Origin of the sequence: Yersinia sp. 22-579 (assembly GCF_030433455.1) — a bacterium.
Taxonomy (GTDB): domain Bacteria; phylum Pseudomonadota; class Gammaproteobacteria; order Enterobacterales; family Enterobacteriaceae; genus Yersinia; species Yersinia enterocolitica.
On sequence record NZ_JAUJTZ010000010.1, the window covers coordinates 53,764 to 71,603 of the forward strand.

The following is a 17,840-nucleotide window of genomic DNA, read 5'->3' on the forward strand; positions in this document are numbered from 1 at the left end:
GTGCTTCTCCGATAAGTCAAATACAATTGATTTATTGTCAGAACATCTTGAAAAAACAGGTTGTAAAAAAATGATTTTAATTTATTTCGAATTAAATCATCACCTTATTTTTTGTTTTATGTTGATTTTTAATAACCATCTATAAATGCAATGTGAATTGACAGTCATATTTAAATCAAAAGCGTGATCCAGGTATGATTATTATTTATGTCAGTATTGTGATGCTGCTCATATATTTAACCATCATGATTAATAACTGTTATTAGTAATGTTAGTAATAGAGGCATATTTATTAACTCACCCCGCCAGCCACTATTTTGACTAAATGTATCTTTGGATAATATTGTATTAATGATTTGTGATGCAAAGTGTGAATAAGACGATCTCGATCATGCTGATGAGGATTAAATAACAATCCAATAACGCTACCACTATGGGCCACATTCAAACCATAAATGCCACTGTGTTCAACAATATCTAGTAATTGGCGAAATTGCGGTTTAGGCAGTGCGGATTCACTGGCGATAGCACTCAATGTGGTTGCCTCCCCAAGCCTATGACAGCAACGCCTCTCATTCGCCAGGCGAAATTGCTGCATCGCCTTTGCCAAATTGGGTGCTTGTTTCAACAAAAGGGAATGGCGATTTCGTTGGTGGAATTCTGCTGTCACCAGCGTCTGTGAACTTTCAAGCAACACAATATCGATATCAGGTAACCAAGAGAATGGCAGTTGAGTTTGTGCCGTCTGATGATCAAACAGGGTAAGGGCTTTAAATATGGTGCTGTCAGTTGGCTCGAGCGCGACGCAGAGTCGGGCCAATGCCATGTCACTCAGTGATTGCCCAAGTAACCGCGCTGTGGCAATGGCTGTTGCTGCAATATCAGCGGTGCTACTGGCTAAACCTTTTGCAACGGGAATTGTTGATTCAAACTCGATACAGATGCTCTCTGCCAGCAATGGGGGTTCACCAAAGTGCACCAGGACTTGCCTAAGCATTTGACGCATCCGTGGCCGCTCATTTCGCCCCGGTTTTCCTGGTGTAACCGAGACTCTGCTATACCAATTTATTGGACAAGAGATTAGTTTTTCTCCACCGAGGATCCATCCTTGGAGCAATTCACCGCAAGAGGCGGGGCAGCACGCTTCAGCCATGCGAGGGAGCCTCACCGCCAAAATATTTTTGCTGGTAGCACATTATATTGCCGGTGACAGTGACTTATGATTGATATCGGTTTGCTGGGCAGTAAAAGCCAAAACATCACTCAGATTCACGACGTTGCCAATCACCAACAGTGCGGGGGCGTGCAACTTTTGACGTGCGATTTCGTCTTTCAGTGTACTAAGTGTCCCTTTGGCCATTTTCTGCTGTTGATGGCTGGCATACATCACTGCGGCAGCGGGGGTATCTGGTGATTTCCCTCCCTGGATTAACAACTGACAAATTTCTTCTTGTCGGGTCATGCCCATCAGTACGATCAGTGTGCCGTCTAATTGTGCCAACGCGTTCCAATTTTGTGGCTCATTTCCCTGACACATATGCCCGGTGACCACATGAAAGCTGGAAGCATAATGGCGATGGGTCACAGGAATACCGGCATAGGCCAATCCACCAATAGAAGAACTGATACCGGGAACAACTTCAAAGGGGATTTGATAGCGCGAAAGACTTTCAACTTCCTCACCACCACGGCCAAACACGTAAGGGTCACCACCTTTGAGGCGCACCACATTCTTGCCCGCTAAAGCATGATTAATGAGGATTTGATTGATCTGTTCCTGAGGTACCGGATGGTGGTTTGAGGTTTTTCCGACATTAATAATCTGGCAATTGGCCGGAGCTTGAGAAATTAACTCCAAATTGACTAAACGGTCATGAACAAGAACTTGAGCTTCACGAATGGCAAGCAATCCTTTTACAGTGATTAATGATGCATCCCCTGGACCCGCACCAACTAACAATACTTTCCCTATTCTCATTAGAATAACCTTTATAGCAGATGCGGTTTATACCCGTCATACTTCAAGCTGCATATGCGTTGGCTGCACTCACTCACCCGAATCACTTACTCGTGTAAGCTCATCGGGATTTTCTCGCTTGCCGCCTTCCTGCAACTCGAATTATTTAGCATATATGATTTCTTAACGTTAATTATTAAAAATATATTATATAAGCCACGAACAACTTAAAAATACCGCGCCATTATCCATGAATAGATACATCCGATATTTGACCTTGCTCCCATTATTTAATCACTTTATGGAATGAACTCTTCAAAATATATGATGTTCAATTTTTCTTTTGAATTTAAAATTGCATTGTTATCAGTTGTGTTTTTATTAATTAATTTTGTTTTTAACTGTAACATTACATTTATTATTTATAATTATGAAGACTATCACAAAAACGACTGAGTACTATGTCCATATAAATAAAACTGTGTATGTTAAAAAACCAATAAAATACGATATATATTTCTAATATAACTGCCTCGGCAACACCGGCCGTTTAGCGAATTATTTTATGAAATAATGGGTGAGTTACAATGCGTTACAAAATTCCAAAAACTGACTTATTAGTCACATTTGAAGCCGTAGCTCAATATGAAAGCTACACAAGAGCTGCGGAGAAGCTAGCGCTAACGCAAAGTGCCGTTTTCCGCCAGATCACCGCCCTGGAAGAATTCCTTAACGTGTCATTATTCCACCATGTTCGTAAACGGATTTTTCTCAATGATGCAGGGCGTTATTACCTCGATTTAGTCAGGGATACACTAGAACAACTGGAAAAAGATACGCAAAGCATTATGTCTTACCAGTCGACACAACAAGTGCTGGAATTAGCTGTAACTCCCACGTTTAGTACCCATTGGCTTATTCCTAATCTCAGTAGTTTTCATGAAGATCATCCGGAAATTGTACTCAATTTAACTGCACTTACCACAGGTGCTGACTTTTTGAATCTGAAATATGATGCGGCAATTATGCGCGAAGATTTCAGTAGTCCTTGGGCGCAAAATGAGCATCTGTTTGAAGAAGAGTTGGTCCCTGTTTGCAGCCGTATGTTGTGGCGTGATGATAAAAAAGTGATGCGCGCGGAGCAATTGATGGAAGAATTTACATTACTTCATCAAACAACACGTTTGGATGCCTGGTATGACTGGTTTGCATTGTCGGGTGTTAATAGTCCGAAAGTCAGGATGGGGCCACGTTTGGATCTGCTATCAATGTTGATTTCTGCTGTTCGTTCCAACCTTGGGGTGGCGTTATTACCTCGTTTTGCGATTCATAAAGATTTAGAAAATGGGGATATGGTCATTCCTTGTGATTTACCGATGAGCACCGGAAACCATTTTGTTTTGACTTATAAGGACGGAAAAAGAGGGCTACGGAGTTTGCAAAAATTTAGCCGCTGGATCCACGATAAATCGAAAGAAGAAGAGTTGAAAAGAACGTGGGTTGACTAATTTTTATAAATTACTTGTTCGTGAAGTGATTAAATATAAAATTCTCGTTAAGAGAGTAGCGTGTTTTTTTGAAATTAAAAAAGTCATTAGAGTCTTATTAACTAATAAGCATTATGTGTTGCAGAGAGAACAATTGCTTTTTATTTCATTCCATCAATAATGGTTCAGTAACACATATGGTATGTTAATCGGTTATTACTTAATAATTTTATGTAATTAATGGCCAGTTCTGCTCGCTATTTATCATTTAGCTAATTGAGTGAATATAATGTATAAAAATGACTTTTTTTATCAAGAGCTATTCCCTCTTTCTGAGGACCAAACAGAGTATTATTTATTAACAGATAAGTATGTTTCTACTATTAAAGTTGAAGATAAAGACATATTAAAAATTGAGCCGGAAGCACTGACATTGCTGTCTCAACAAGCTTTTCATGATGCTTCTTTTTTTCTTCGTCCTGCTCATCAACAGCAAGTTGCTGCTATTTTGCATGATCCTCAAGCGAGCGAAAACGATAAATATGTCGCGCTTCAGCTATTACGTAATGCTGAGATCTCAGCTAGAGGTGTCTTGCCTAATTGTCAGGATACGGGCACATCGACTATTGTGGCCAAAAAAGGCCAACGAGTTTGGACTGATAGTGATGATACACAAGCCTTATCTCGTGGCATCTATAACACCTTCCGTCACGATAACCTGCGCCATTCGCAAAATGCGGCGTTAGATATGTATACCGAAGTGAATACCGGAACCAATCTTCCCGGCCAAATCGATATTTTTGCTACCCCTGGCGCGCAATATACCTTTCTGTTTGTGAATAAAGGGGGCGGTTCTGCAAACAAAGCGGCTTTATACCAGGAAACAAAAGCTGTTCTGGAACCCAAAAAGCTCAAGGCCTTTTTAATCGAGAAAATGAGAGGGCTGGGAACCGCGGCATGTCCTCCTTATCACATTGCTTTTGTTATTGGCGGAACCTCTGCGGAATTAACACTGAAGACAGCCAAGCTGGCCTCAACCAAATATTATGACAATTTGCCAACCGAAGGTAACGAATATGGTCAGGCGTTTCGTGATACGGCACTCGAACAGGCATTACTACAGGCATCTCGTGAATTTGGCTTAGGTGCTCAGTTTGGTGGCAAATATTTTGCTCACGATGTGCGGGTTATTCGCTTACCGCGTCACGGAGGTTCCTGCCCAATAGGTATGGCTATTTCATGTTCTTCTGACCGTAATATTAAAGCCAAAATTAACCAGGAAGGTATCTGGCTCGAAAAATTAGAACACCATCCTGAACAATATATTCCTGAACATTTGCGAGTGAATAACGAAGGGACGGTGGTAAATATCGATCTTAACCAGCCGATGGATAAAATTCGTGAACAACTTTCCCGTTATCCGGTATCTACCCGTGTATCACTTAATGGCCCGCTGATCGTGGCGCGCGATATCGTTCACGCTAAGCTGAAAGAGCGCTTAGAGCAGGGAGAAGAGTTACCGCAGTACATGAAAGATCACCCAGTCTATTATGCTGGGCCGGCGAAAAAGCCTGACGAGTTTGTTTCAGGTTCGATGGGGCCAACCACGGGTGGGCGTATGGATCCTTATGTGGATCTCTTCCAATCCCATGGTGGCAGCCTGGTTATGTTGGCAAAAGGCAACCGTAGCCGGCAAGTTACTGAAGCTTGTCAGAAACACCGTGGATTTTATCTGGGTAGTATCGGCGGTTCTGCGGCTATTTTGGCGCAGGAGTACATCAAAAGTCTGGAATGTATCGAGTACCCCGAGCTGGGAATGGAAGCAGTGTGGAAAATGGAAGTTAGAAACTTTCCGGCCTTTATTTTGCTGGATGACAAAGGCAACTCTTTCTTTGACCAGATTCAGATGAAGGCATGTGCTGGTTGCCAGCAATAGTTCCTATTTGAGGGTTTCATTGTGCATGAAGAACGGTATCAACAACGGCAGCAACGTCTTAAAGACCACGTTGAGACACGTGTTGCTGATGCGACCAAGACGGGCGGCGTCATTATTGTATTTACCGGCAATGGCAAAGGGAAAACTACGGCTGCTTTTGGGACAGCCACCCGCGCGGTGGGGCATGGTATGCGGGTCGGTGCGCTTCAGTTTATCAAGGGGGCATGGGAAAATGGTGAACGCAATCTGCTGGAATGCAATGGTGTCGAGTTTCATATTATGGCGACGGGTTTTACCTGGGATACACAAGATAAAGCGGCTGATACCCTTGCGGCAAAAGTGGTATGGGAACAGGGCTGCCGGATGTTATCTGACCCCTCTTATGAGCTGGTGATTTTGGATGAGTTGACTTACATGATTACCTACGGCTATTTGGCGCTGGATGAGGTGATTATCGCGCTAAAAAGCCGACCGAAGAATCAAAGCGTTGTTATCACTGGGCGTGCTTGTCACCGTAACATTATTGATCTTGCGGATACGGTTAGTGAGTTGCGGCCAATTAAACATGCATTTGATAGTGGGATTAAGGCGCAAAAAGGTATCGATTGGTAAGTTAATTGATTAGATTTTTGATTTTAAAAGATTATTTATTGACGTATAAACACCAGTTATGTGCTTCCATCGGTATGCGTGTGCTAACGATAAGCAGGGATATTAAAGTGAGAAGGTCAGGGTTGGGTCAATTCGCAGCGAGATAGATTTGCAAATACCAAGACGGTAAGTACAGATATGTCTCAGTGCGTATGCTTTTCCCTGATCCTCCAGACAAATTCGGTCAACTCAATGGAGCTATTATATTATTGCAGTGTCAGTATCCTTTGAATGGTTAACATAACGGCGCTCTCTGTATTTCTGCCTGTGATGAAATTTGCAGCAGATTTAGTTTCTTCAAAAGCATTACGCATGGCGAAACTGAAGGTCGCTCTTTCCATTAATTCAATATCATTCAGCCCATCACCAAACACCATAGTCTCGTCTTTATTAACATTTAATAAATTCTGTAGGATTTCGACTGTATGCCCTTTATGCACGCCGATATCGGCAATATCAATCCAGGCATCTTCAGAAACAACGATATAGGCTTTATCAAAGAATTCGTGAAGATGAGGTTTAAAATCAGGGCAGCGACCCTTTTCGTCATAAATAGAGATTTTGACAAAATCATGATTCACATGATAAAAATCATCGACTCTTGTCACTTTTGCATATGACTTTTTAATTTTACTTTCCATTTCTTTAGAAACAGAACTTTTAATAAACGCGCCCTCTGCTGTACAAGCAATGATGACGGGTTCTTTATTAATGGCTTCTAGTTTTGTAATGATATTCAGCCCAAGTTGATTTTTAATCAGAGACTGATAAACATATTCACCTTTATATTTTATTCTGGTGGCACTATCACCCAGAATCCAGAACTGTTCAGCATCACCCTTGAATAGTTCCTCTACACGCTCACATTGCTTACCGGTACATATCGCAAAATGAACACCTTTCTGTACCATGATTTTTTTGACGTCCTGAAACATTTCTCGATTGTAATCCCCTTTCTCATCAAGAAAAGTGCCATCCAGATCGGTAATTATTAGTTTTATCATTGTAGGATACCCATATTTTCAAAGTACTAATAAAGATTACAAAACATTATATTATTGTCACGCGGAAATATGTTTCTTTTTTGGAATATGTACCATAGGTAAAACAATATGTTTTTTAGTGAAGCTATTTTAAGCAATAGATTATCAGGCGGTGAAATGTTAATTATTTGTTGATAAATAGGTTGGTGGGATTATGGTGATAAAAAACGAAAAAAACAGTAGTGGCAATTTTTATAGCTTGTTAATAATAACATTCATAGAGTAATTTTATTTTATTAGTATGTCACAATCGCTTTCTATTATTACTAATTTAACTTAAATAAGATTTAAATCCTGCTTAATAACTTTTATAAAAAAGAAGGGTTATTATTGTAAAATGTAATGATATAATTTTTACCACTGCATATGTGGTTACTTTGCTTTGACACCTCTGTGTATATAGAAAATATAATATTAGGTTGCATTCCTATTTAATAAAATAAATCATTTAAATTAATTAACTTCTCTTTATTAAAAGTTTTATCTAAAGGACTATACAGTGACATATTCTAAATCTCTCTGTCTTATATTGGTGTCGGCATTGTTATCGGGTTGTGCTGGCAAGCAGGTCTTTGATACTGAAGTCGAAAAGAAAGCTATTCGTGGTGATAATGGCGCTGAAATACCGATATCTGCATATAACGCATTGGAAGTTGGTGGCAGCCATGCGACTGATACCTCGTTGCGCCTTGTTACCCGTGGCGATACTGCTGCCGCTGTAGGAGTCTCTGTCGTGGCTTTTGTGGCTCAAGCATTTGCGGGTAGTGCTTCAGGTGGTACTTTCAGTAAAGAGGATTTAAGGGGAACGAAAATAGTGGTCTTGAGTAATCCAAGCATTGGTTACTTCATGCCAAATATTGAAACCGAAATAAAGAAAGGACTGGCGGATAAACCTAAGCATCTTTATATGGAGAAAATAGAAGTACGTCCAAAAGTCTGGTTACTGATGTATGAGAATCTATCCGGTTCAGAAACTGATTATGAATTACGATATGTTACTTATTTTAGTAAAAATAAAGAGACCTGGCAAAAAAGTGGAATGTATTTAACGTGTGAACCTACACCGGTTAAAGCACCATTGGAACAGTGGCAAGCAAATAATTACGAAAAAGTGACAAAGGTTACTCAACAATATATGGCTGAATGTATGAAAGACTTTTCTGTGAAAGTCGATAGTATTGTTAGCTAGTCCTTATTTATTTTTATATATCAAGATCCATAATATTTTAATTGCTATTTTAACAGGGGGTTTATTACCCCCTGATGTTTTTGCAAGTTCACTACTACCTGACTTTATTCCTGAGTTTCTTGGTAGGGATCTGTGTTCCGGCCAGGTGTGGCATAGCTTGGCGCATAATATCAAGAAATGCTCGTAATCTGGCAGGGTAATAGCTGGCGTGCGGGTAAACTAAATAGATTGGTAGAGGTAATCCAAGCCAGTCCGGTGTCAGATGAACTAACCGCCCTTGCTTGATATCATCATTGACTACCCATGTTGACGCGATCCCGGCACCTAATCCTGTCAGTGCGGCGTTTCGTAATGCATACAGGCTGTCGGTACTTAATTGCGGTTGTATGGAAAAACGATGTATTTCGCCATTTGTTTTATGGCTCAGAACAACTTCATTACGGTAAAACGTATTCAATGCCAACCAGTGAAAATCCTGCAATTGCTCGGGATGTGTGGGCAGCGGCTTATTATCCAACAATTCAGGTGCGGCAACCACGATACGTGGTACTTCGGCCAGCAGGATAGCGACAACCGAGGGATCCGTTACTGAGCCAACTTGAATAGCACAATCAATACCTTCGGCAATAAAGTCGGGGCGGCGATCATTTAGCATCCATTCAATGGATATTTTCGGGTATTGGTGCAGGAAGTCTTTAAGTGGCTTGATTAATTGGTCTTGCCCGAACGCATGTGGTACCAGAACGCGCAGTAGCCCTCTAGGTTCATCAGTCGCACCACGTAAGTCATCCTCCATCGTATTCCAGCTCTCAACTAGCTGTTTGGCATGGGAATAGCAACGTTCGCCATCATCAGTCAACTTCATGATATGCGTGGTTCGCTGCAATAATTTCAGGCCAAGCAACCGCTCTAATGTCTGCAAACGGCGGCTGATAGTCGGCTGGCTAGTACCCAGGCGTGCTGCGGCCGCCGACAAACTGCCAGCCTCGACGATACGAATAAATGTTTCCATCAACTCTATACGATCGATGCCAGCTAAATTAGGTTCTGTCATACGTTAAGCGTATAACAGTTTTACTCTCCAGGCGACTACCAAGATAGGTCTGCACACGTAAAAATGCAGCCTCAATATCATTACAGGTCGCCATCATGTCAGTCATTCAAACCGCATCAACTCACACTGAAAGTGCTGAGAAAACCCTTTCTGGCAGTAAAGTTCTGATGTTGGCAACTGGTGCAGGCCTTAGCGTCGCATCAATTTATTATAGCCAGCCGCTGTTGGGTGTTATGGGTTCAGATTTACACGCCAGCGTAGGAGTGGTTGGCTTAGTACCGACGTTGACACAGATTGGTTATGCGTTGGGGATATTGTTGCTTGCCCCATTGGGCGATCGTCATGACCGCCGAATTATTATCTTACTAAAGGGCATTCTGCTGACGGCTGCTTTGTTATTCAGTGGTTTTGTTCCTGGTATAAACGCATTGCTGGTAACCAGTTTTGTTATCGGGATTGCCGCAACAATGGCGCAGGATATTGTCCCAGCGTCTGCAACATTAGTCTCGGCAGCACAGAGGGGGAAAACGGTCGGTACTGTTATGACAGGCTTACTCTTGGGCATTTTACTGTCACGGGTGTTGAGTGGCTTTGTTGCAGAGTACTTTGGTTGGCGGTCGCTTTATATGGGGGCTGCACTATCAGTTATTATAATAACGCTGGTGATATGGCGCAGTTTACCGCGCGTACCGGCAACCTCAGCACTGAGTTATCCGGCGTTACTCGCCTCAATGAGCCATTTATGGCTACAGTTTAAAGATTTACGTCGGGCGGCGTTATCACAAGCGCTACTGTCTGTAGGGTTTAGTGCTTTCTGGTCAACACTGGCAGTAATGTTGCAGGATACTTATCACCTTGGCAGTGCTGTAGCGGGTGCGTTTGGTCTTGCCGGTGCCGCAGGTGCATTAGCTGCGCCATTAGCTGGTTCATTGGCAGATCGCCGGGGGCCGCAAGTGGTTACGTTGATTGGTGCAAGCCTGGCGACACTGTCCTTTGCTGCTTTGTTCCTTTTGCCACTGTTGCCATTTCATCTCCAGATAGGACTTATTGTGCTCAGCGCTATTGGGTTTGATTTTGGTGTGCAGGCCACGCTGGTAGCCCATCAAACCATTATTTATAGTTTGGAACCGGCGGCTCGCAGTCGGCTTAATGCACTGTTATTTACCTGTGTATTTATCGGGATGGCTGTTGGTTCCGCCTTGGGTAGCTTGATGCTGGAAAAAATGGGCTGGGCTGGCGTAGTCGCCTTAATCACTCTGGCAGGGGCCGCTAGCCTGGCTGTGCGATGGAGCGGCCGTAGTGCCAAATAGTGGGGCGCTGACAGTAAAGCGTAAAACAGATATAAATCTTATTCGGGTATTTTGGGGTAGAGAAAGTCAGTTACCCTACGGCATATCAATAACAAGCGGCTAAGTTTTATGAACTTAGCCGTTCTCCGCATCGGTTTGAATGTTAGTTTTGTAAGTACGCAATGCTTTGGCGAATTTCCCTTTCAATGTCGGCTTCTGACCAGATAATCAATTGTGATGAAAACGGCTCAAAAGAATATATTCCCTGATAGCCCAGTCGCTCAAGATTTGCCACTTGTTGTTTACTGTTCAGTTTGTCCTGCTCACTCAACATAATACGATCTTCATCAGTGAGTGTGGACTTCAGCCGCGTCTCTTCGACACCAGAAAGATGCACCAATCCAATGGAATTGACGTCGATATGGGCATCGAACTCAGCTTGTGCAATATCACTTAGATAGTAGTGGAAGGTATCCAGCACCATTTTGTAGGGAGCGGCTGATTTGCGGATGATAGCTTGCGTTAGCAAGTGAGAACGTAATGAACTGACTCCAAAGCCTAATGGTTCCACGAGTCCGCTTACGTGGTACTTTTTAAATAACGGAGCCAATAGCACCAAGGCATCCAGCGTATCTTGTTCTTTTTGTTCGGCTGATCGTCGGTCACTGGCGCTACAGTTTGGGCATAAAATAATCCCTTGGCAGCGAATCTCTTTTGCTTGTTGTAGCATGCTTTCTGCTTCTTTCAGCAATGCTGGGCGGTGTTCTGGCAGATTAAAGTGTTGCAGTGCATTGATAGTCACAATTTCTATGTCGTATTCCTCAGCCAGTGCATTTAGCTGTGCCGAACTTAACTCATCCGTTACTTTGCCGCTCGGCATGTCATTACGTAATTCAACTTTATTTAACCCGCATTTTTTAACCAAACGGAAAAAGCTTTCAATATTTAAGTTGGGGGCAATTTTGCGATTAATACAGAAACGATCTTGTGCGATAGACATGGTGTCAGCTCCTGCTGTGATAGATATACGTGAGAAATTTCTCCTGAATAGCGCTCAAAATAAGAACATTTATTTCATTTTAATGAAATAACGGAACGTAAGTTTTTCGATTCAGCTCAAATATCGGACTGGTCAAATTCATCAAGTTCTCATTAGCCTGGTCTTTTTTTACATTAACAGCTTATTTGTGGCGTAGTAGTAGTACGTTTCAGGCTGATGATAGCATTGCGTGGGCTATCTGGATTTTTTGGTTTTTACCTTTTCTCCTTGCAGGAACTTGCGATACATCGCACAAAACAAAATTTCCAAACAAAGTTATTTGAAACTTTTTTTCCAATAGCATAGAGTCTGCATATCGGCTGGTTTTTCGCCTGTCTGGCGGCTGGTCGCCTTGTTGGCTATTTTGGTCCCACAACAAGATAGCCCTTATTGATTGAGCGTATGGTTCGTTATTAGTGGTCTGATTTAAGTCACTTTGAGCGAACCCTGCGATAGCAGCTATTGAGAAGAGGGTGAGACATGAAAATCGTGAGTAACTTTATCGGTGGGAAGAATTCCCTGAGTTCCAGCAATCAAACAGCCGATATTCATAATCCAGCCACCGGTAAGGTTGAAAGCCAGGTCACGCAAAGTACAGCTGAAGAAGTTCATCATGCTATTGGTGTAGCTCATCAGGCCTTTGCCGATTGGTCGCGAACCACCCCTCTGCGCCGCGCTCGCATTATGTTCAACTTTAAAACCCTGATTGAACAACACCGCGATGAATTGGCGGAGTTGATTGTTCGTGAACATGGCAAGGTCTATTCGGATGCTTTGGGCGAAATCACTCGTGGTCTGGAAGTCGTCGAGTTCGCCTGTGGTATCCCGCATTTATTGAAAGGTGAATATTCCGCTGATGTCGGTACCGGAGTTGATAGCTTTTCAATGATGCAGCCTTTGGGCGTTGTAGCTGGGATAACCCCTTTTAACTTCCCTGCGATGGTACCCATGTGGATGTTCCCCATTGCGTTAACGTGCGGCAATACCTTTATTCTGAAACCGCCAGCATTGGACCCTTCAGCGTCAGTTCGTTTAGCTGAATTGCTGACGGAAGCGGGTTTGCCTGATGGCGTATTCAATGTTATTCACTGTTCAAATGAAAGTGCTGCCCAACTCTGTACAGACTCACGAATTCAAGCCGTAAGCTTTGTCGGTTCTTCTACTGTTGCTGAACATATTTACACCACTGCCAGTGCGCACGGTAAACGTGTACAAGCCTTTGGTGCGGCGAAAAATCAGGCGATCATCATGCCTGATGCTGATTTGGATGCGACCGTAAATGCATTAATGGGTGGTGCGTTTGGATCAGCAGGTGAGCGCTGTATGGCACTGCCGATTGCGGTAGTCGTCGGCGACAGTACCGCTGATAAATTAATTGAAAAGTTAAAACCACTCATAGCTCGCCTACGTGTCGGCCCAGGTATACAGCAAGGCGGGGAAGAGAATGAAATGGGACCGCTAATTTCAGCGGCCCATCAGAAAAAGGTACTTGGCTATATTGACCAAGGTGTTAAAGAAGGTGCGACATTAGTCACAGATGGCCGTCATTATAAAGTTGCTGGTTATGAGCAAGGGTACTATGTAGGCGGCACTCTGTTTGATCATGTCACCCCGAAAATGAAGATTTACCAGGAAGAAATCTTTGGCCCAGTGTTAGGGATTGTCAGAGTGCCTGATTATCAAACGGCAATTAGTACGGTGAATAGTCATGAGTTTGGTAATGGGAGTGCGATTTTTACCAGTAGCGGCCACTATGCACGGCAGTTTGTGCATGAGGTTCAGGCTGGGATGGTTGGCGTCAATGTACCTGTTCCAGTACCAATGGCGTTTCACAGTTTTGGTGGTTGGAAACGTTCCGTGTTCGGTGCATTGAATGTGCATGGCACTGATGGGGTGCGTTTCTACACCCGCATGAAAACAACCACAGCCCGTTGGCCAACAGGTCAGCAAACTGTTTCAGAATACAGTATGCCAACGCTGGGTTAATGCTACCTGAGGGTGTTCGTTAGAATAATTTCATGTTGTTAACAGGAGAGTCATCATGTCGTCACTGCTTGCCAAGTGTCAGCCGCCAGATGCGAATGGGCGTATTCAGCATATTTCACCGGAGAACGCCGGCTGGCGTTTTGTTGGGTTTGATGTCTATCAGCTTACGGCTGGAAAGGCATTGGTGCTGGAGAGTGCTGAAAATGAACTCTGTCTGGTCTTAGTTGCTGGAATTGCCTCGGTATCAACACAGCACGCTGAATATCCGCATATTGGCAAACGCATGAGTCCGTTCGAACGAACACCGCCTTATTCTGTTTATGTTCCACACCATGATCGTGTGAAAGTCGTGGCAGAGACCGATTTGGAATTGGCGGTCTGCCGTGCGCCCAGTAATGGCCATTTACCCTCTCGTCTGATTACGCCAGCAGATGTAGGAGTAGAGCGGCGAGGTAAGGGGCGTAACCAGCGGTTAGTACATAACATCTTGCCTGACGATAAACCCGCAGACAGTTTGCTGGTGGTTGAGGTTTATACCGATGAGGGGAATACCAGTTCATACCCAAGTCATAAACATGATCAGGAAAATTCGGCAGATGAAACTTATCTGGAAGAAACTTACTATCACCGGCTAAATCCAGAGCAAGGTTTTTGCATGCAGCGGGTATATACCGACGACCGTTCACTGGATGAATGTATGCCGGTTTATAACCGGGATGTCGTAAAAGTGCCAAAAGGTTACCACCCAGTGGCGACATTGGCAGGCTATGACAACTATTATTTGAATGTGATGGCGGGGCCAGTACGTTTATGGAAATTTACCTGGGAAAAAGATCATGCATGGATCAACAGTGATAACTATCCGGTCGAAAAAAGCTAAGCCGCGCTTTAAAGTATGAATTGAATGGGTAGGTAGATCCTACCCATTTTATTGCTCGCCACAAGCTACACCTGACTTGGAAGCGCCTGAGGAGTTATGCTTTGGCGTTATTCAGTGCTAATGAAACGGCTAAGGTTTGCGCCAGACACATAGAGGCAACCTGTGAACGGAACCCGTCAACTTGTGCTTCCCGCACCACAAAACAGACATCGCTGAAAGCCGCTAATGGGCTAACCTGGCTATCAGTAATCGCAATTTGCTGCGCGCCACTTTTTGCACCCAACTCCACCAGTTCCAAGGCTTCTTGTGCATAGGGTGAGTAACTGATAGCAATCACTACGTCTTTGGGTTTTACCATGCTCAGTTGTTCAGCAAACATTCCACCAAGCCCATCAATCAGAAAAGCCCGGCGCTCTAAATGGCGTAATGCATAGGTTAGATAAGAAGCCACGCTAAAAGAACGACGCAAACCAATTACATAGATATTTTCAGCATTGTTTAACAATTCGACGGCTCTATCTAATTGTTCGGCGCTGGTTTGTACCGCCAGTTGCTGTAGAGCTTGCGCATTGACCATCGTAAATACATTCAGTATTTCAGCCGGTTTTTCTGGTGCGGTATTGCCATCAGTTGAGGTTTGACGGAATAACCGCGCGCGTTCGGTATAGTTAACGGTTTCTTCCATCAGATGTTGACGGAATACCTGTTTCATTTCGTTAAAACCACTGAAACCAAAGGCATTTGCAAACCGGATTAAGGTTGATGGTGGCACACTGGCTTGGGCCGCAATGGAAGCAACTGTATCAAATGCAATGCTGTTACTGTTATCCAGGATATAACGGGCAACTTGTTTTAAGCGTTTGCTTAATGTCTCATAACGATGACGAATTTGGTCTTGTAGCAATGATAGTTGAGTTGGGTTATTCATCCATTCGGCCCACGGCAGAGGAAAATTCAGGGGTTATCTGTCAGCTATTCTAACAGATGGTTGGAAAATTTCATTTGTTGATATTCGCATTTGCTTTTATTTCATTGCGAATTTAAACCGTTCACTAAACCATGATAAAGGAAACGGCTATAAGCAAAAGATATTACTTTATTAAGTTTGACAGAAATCAGGATTTTTTCAGGCTAATAAGGAATAAACCATGCAGATAGCAGCACAATAGCGCCGACGTTTTCCACGCCAGCGCCACTAGAGCTGTTTTAAATTCAGATGATTGGACGATAATCTCGCCAATAGCCTATCAGCGTTTGATAATTTTGTTTCACTTGCGCGATTAACTCGGCATCATTTATCTCACCTTGCAGCCAATGACGTGATGCCTGGCCGAAGATGGTGCGGCCGACAGCAAAACCTTTAACCCAAGGTGCTTTTGCCGCAGCGGCAAAGCCTGCCTTTAATATAGCTTCCGGAGAATCTAACCCAAGAATCAATACACCTCGGCAATAGGGGTCTTGAGTTTCAATCAATTTACCTACTTTTTGCCAGTTTTCAGCACTTAGTGGTGGCAGTTTCCACCAATCTGGTTGAATACCTAGCGCATAGAAATGTGCCATAGTTTCAATGTAATAACGCTCATCTTTGTCTTTATTGTCTTCGGGTAAAATCACTTCCAACAGTAATTCATGCCCCGACTTACAGCATCCACGGTAAACATCCTGAATCAGCTCATCCTGCTGCTGGCGTAGCTCCGCACTGTCTTTGGGATGATAAAACACCAGGCACTTCACGACATGTTCCAGCGGCCAATCAATGAGTTGGGAGCCGATATTGCCATGTTCAAGGCGTAATGGCCTTGAGCTGGGTAGCTCAACGGGGCGACCTATCCACCACCCTTGACCGGTAATGGTGTTGAGCGCTTCTTGGCCGTAAGTGGTATCTGCCAGAATGCCACTCTTATGTTCCAGACCTGACTCTTGAGCCGCTTGCTGCGCTGCTTGTAGTAATAATGTTTTGAGTTTGGGGATGCGCTCTTCACTCACACCCGCTTCACGTGCCATATCAGCCAATTGTTTGCGGTGATCGAAAGCAAACACGCAAAGCTCCGGCCACTGCTGTTTACGGGTGGTTACCCGATGCAAATGATTAAGGCGAGCGTCATGATCAGGGCGCGGAACAGAGTGCTCACGACTGAGGTAATCGTCTAATTCAATTTTGGTTGGCATGGCAGGTGCACAACCATGACGTGAAACAACCAATGCGCCGCAGGCATTGGCATAACGACAAGCTTGCTCCCAACTTTCATCATTAAGATAGCCGCGCAATAAACCAGACATAAAGGCATCACCAGCCCCCAATACATTGAGAACTTCAACGCGAACACCAGAATGGAGTTTGACCTGTTCCCAACTGGAAGGGATTGCCCCTTCGAATACTGAACAACCTTGTGCCCCACGCTTGCAGACCAGTGTCGCCTGAGTTGCTTTACGCACATTTTGCAGCGCTACCAGGGTATCTGTACTGCCCCCCGCGATATGGAATTCTTCTTCAGTACCGACAATTAAATTGAAATGGTGCAGGACTTCTTGCAGTTGCTGAGTGACTTTTTCTGACTCAATGAAACGTGTTTCACCGTCGCCAAGTGAGGTCAGGCCCCATAATACTGGACGGTAATCAATGTCCAGAGCAGTTCGTAGCCCATGCTTATGCGCGTATTCCAGCGCCTTCAATACAGCGGCGCGTGTATTTGGGTGCGAAAGATGTGTGCCAGTGATAGCCAGTGCTCGTGATGATGCAATATAAGACTCATCAATATCATCTGGCGTCAGGGCCATATCAGCGCAGTTTTCACGGTAAAAAATCAGAGGGAAGGTTTCTTGATCTTTAATACCGAGAATAACTAATGCGGTTAGGCGCTGCTTGTCAGTAATAAGAAAACGGGTATCAGCTCCAACACGTTGTAATTCCTCGCGCAGGAAGCGGCCCATATGTTCATCACCAACACGTGCCAACATACCTGACTTTAAGCCTTGAATTGCTGTGCCGTAGGCGACATTACCTGATGATCCGCCCAAATATTTGGCAAATGTACTGGTATCTTCCAGTCGGGAACCAATCTGTTGCCCATAAAAATCGATGGCAATTCGCCCGATACATATGACATCTAGCACTTTGTGTTGTGTACCCATCCCCATTTCCTTCTTTTAAAACCTCGACAATGATCGATGAAATAAACCCGTAGTAACGTTTCTGAAATCAGTATGAGGAATAAAAATTTCAACTTCAAGGTTAAATGAAATTTATTCCCCGATTATGTGACCTGGCTAAAAGCCTTATATTACGCACGAAAATAGGGCTTATACCCAAGTATCGTGCCAGTTATTGA

The 17,840-nt window shown here is 43.6% G+C and carries 14 protein-coding genes; 7 read left to right on the top strand and 7 right to left on the bottom strand.

Translation table 11 applies throughout. The features are described from left to right. Nucleotides 1–292 precede the first annotated feature (292 nt). Complete coding sequence (locus tag QSV56_RS13300) at nt 293–1,153, bottom strand: GHMP kinase (RefSeq protein WP_032901220.1); 861 nt, start codon at nt 1,151–1,153, stop codon at nt 293–295. Between the two features lie 42 nt (nt 1,154–1,195). After that, the gene (gene cobA, locus QSV56_RS13305; protein WP_046694404.1) at nt 1,196–1,978 is read right to left on the bottom strand and encodes a uroporphyrinogen-III C-methyltransferase; all 783 of its coding nucleotides are present in this window, start codon (nt 1,976–1,978) and stop codon (nt 1,196–1,198) included. Nucleotides 1,979–2,544: 566 nt separating this feature from the next. Between cobA and QSV56_RS13310 the strand changes: the two genes are divergently transcribed. The 3 genes from QSV56_RS13310 (at nt 2,545) to cobO (ending at nt 5,992) form a co-directional block, all read left to right on the top strand. Continuing rightward, nucleotides 2,545–3,465, top strand: coding sequence for a LysR substrate-binding domain-containing protein (locus QSV56_RS13310; RefSeq protein WP_005157417.1), 921 nt, complete (start codon nt 2,545–2,547; stop codon nt 3,463–3,465). A gap of 268 nt (nt 3,466–3,733) precedes the next feature. Further along, nucleotides 3,734–5,380, top strand: coding sequence for a fumarate hydratase (locus QSV56_RS13315; protein ID WP_046694405.1), 1,647 nt, complete (start codon nt 3,734–3,736; stop codon nt 5,378–5,380). Nucleotides 5,381–5,401: 21 nt separating this feature from the next. After that, a complete protein-coding gene (cobO, locus tag QSV56_RS13320; protein ID WP_046694406.1) occupies nt 5,402–5,992 on the top strand; it encodes a cob(I)yrinic acid a,c-diamide adenosyltransferase in 591 nt (196 codons plus the stop codon). A 245-nt stretch (nt 5,993–6,237) separates the two neighbouring features. Here cobO and QSV56_RS13325 read toward each other — a convergent pair whose 3' ends face one another. Then, nucleotides 6,238–7,035, bottom strand: coding sequence for an HAD-IIB family hydrolase (locus QSV56_RS13325; RefSeq protein ID WP_019081584.1), 798 nt, complete (start codon nt 7,033–7,035; stop codon nt 6,238–6,240). Nucleotides 7,036–7,573: 538 nt separating this feature from the next. On the opposite strand from QSV56_RS13325, the gene QSV56_RS13330 reads away from it, so the two are divergent. Continuing rightward, nucleotides 7,574–8,263, top strand: a complete 690-nt coding sequence (locus QSV56_RS13330) for a hypothetical protein (RefSeq protein WP_050322285.1) — start codon at nt 7,574–7,576, stop codon at nt 8,261–8,263. Between the two features lie 94 nt (nt 8,264–8,357). Here QSV56_RS13330 and QSV56_RS13335 read toward each other — a convergent pair whose 3' ends face one another. Next, nucleotides 8,358–9,317 (bottom strand): LysR family transcriptional regulator, encoded by a 960-nt coding sequence (locus QSV56_RS13335; RefSeq protein WP_219642623.1) that lies wholly within the window; start codon nt 9,315–9,317, stop codon nt 8,358–8,360. A 95-nt stretch (nt 9,318–9,412) separates the two neighbouring features. Between QSV56_RS13335 and QSV56_RS13340 the strand changes: the two genes are divergently transcribed. Then, entirely contained in the window at nt 9,413–10,627 is a 1,215-nt protein-coding gene (locus QSV56_RS13340) for an MFS transporter (RefSeq protein ID WP_019084118.1), read from the top strand. A 142-nt stretch (nt 10,628–10,769) separates the two neighbouring features. Here the strand turns inward: QSV56_RS13340 and QSV56_RS13345 are convergent, their stop codons facing one another. Beyond that, entirely contained in the window at nt 10,770–11,606 is an 837-nt protein-coding gene (locus QSV56_RS13345) for a TIM barrel protein (protein ID WP_046051861.1), read from the bottom strand. Between the two features lie 519 nt (nt 11,607–12,125). Between QSV56_RS13345 and QSV56_RS13350 the strand changes: the two genes are divergently transcribed. Both QSV56_RS13350 and iolB read left to right on the top strand, forming a co-directional pair. Beyond that, on the top strand, nt 12,126–13,631 hold the full coding sequence (locus tag QSV56_RS13350) for a CoA-acylating methylmalonate-semialdehyde dehydrogenase (RefSeq protein WP_019081579.1): 1,506 nt from the start codon (nt 12,126–12,128) through the stop codon (nt 13,629–13,631). 55 nt (nt 13,632–13,686) lie between these two features. Next, on the top strand, nt 13,687–14,511 hold the full coding sequence (gene iolB / locus QSV56_RS13355; RefSeq protein ID WP_301212711.1) for a 5-deoxy-glucuronate isomerase: 825 nt from the start codon (nt 13,687–13,689) through the stop codon (nt 14,509–14,511). Between the two features lie 94 nt (nt 14,512–14,605). Here iolB and QSV56_RS13360 read toward each other — a convergent pair whose 3' ends face one another. Together QSV56_RS13360 and iolC are read right to left on the bottom strand one after the other, a co-directional pair. Beyond that, nucleotides 14,606–15,439 carry a MurR/RpiR family transcriptional regulator gene (locus QSV56_RS13360; RefSeq protein ID WP_005157438.1) on the bottom strand — a complete coding sequence of 278 codons (834 nt, stop codon included), beginning with the start codon at nt 15,437–15,439 and terminating at the stop codon, nt 14,606–14,608. 284 nt (nt 15,440–15,723) lie between these two features. After that, nucleotides 15,724–17,643, bottom strand: coding sequence for a 5-dehydro-2-deoxygluconokinase (gene iolC, locus QSV56_RS13365; protein WP_050160254.1), 1,920 nt, complete (start codon nt 17,641–17,643; stop codon nt 15,724–15,726). Nucleotides 17,644–17,840: the final 197 nt, after the last annotated feature.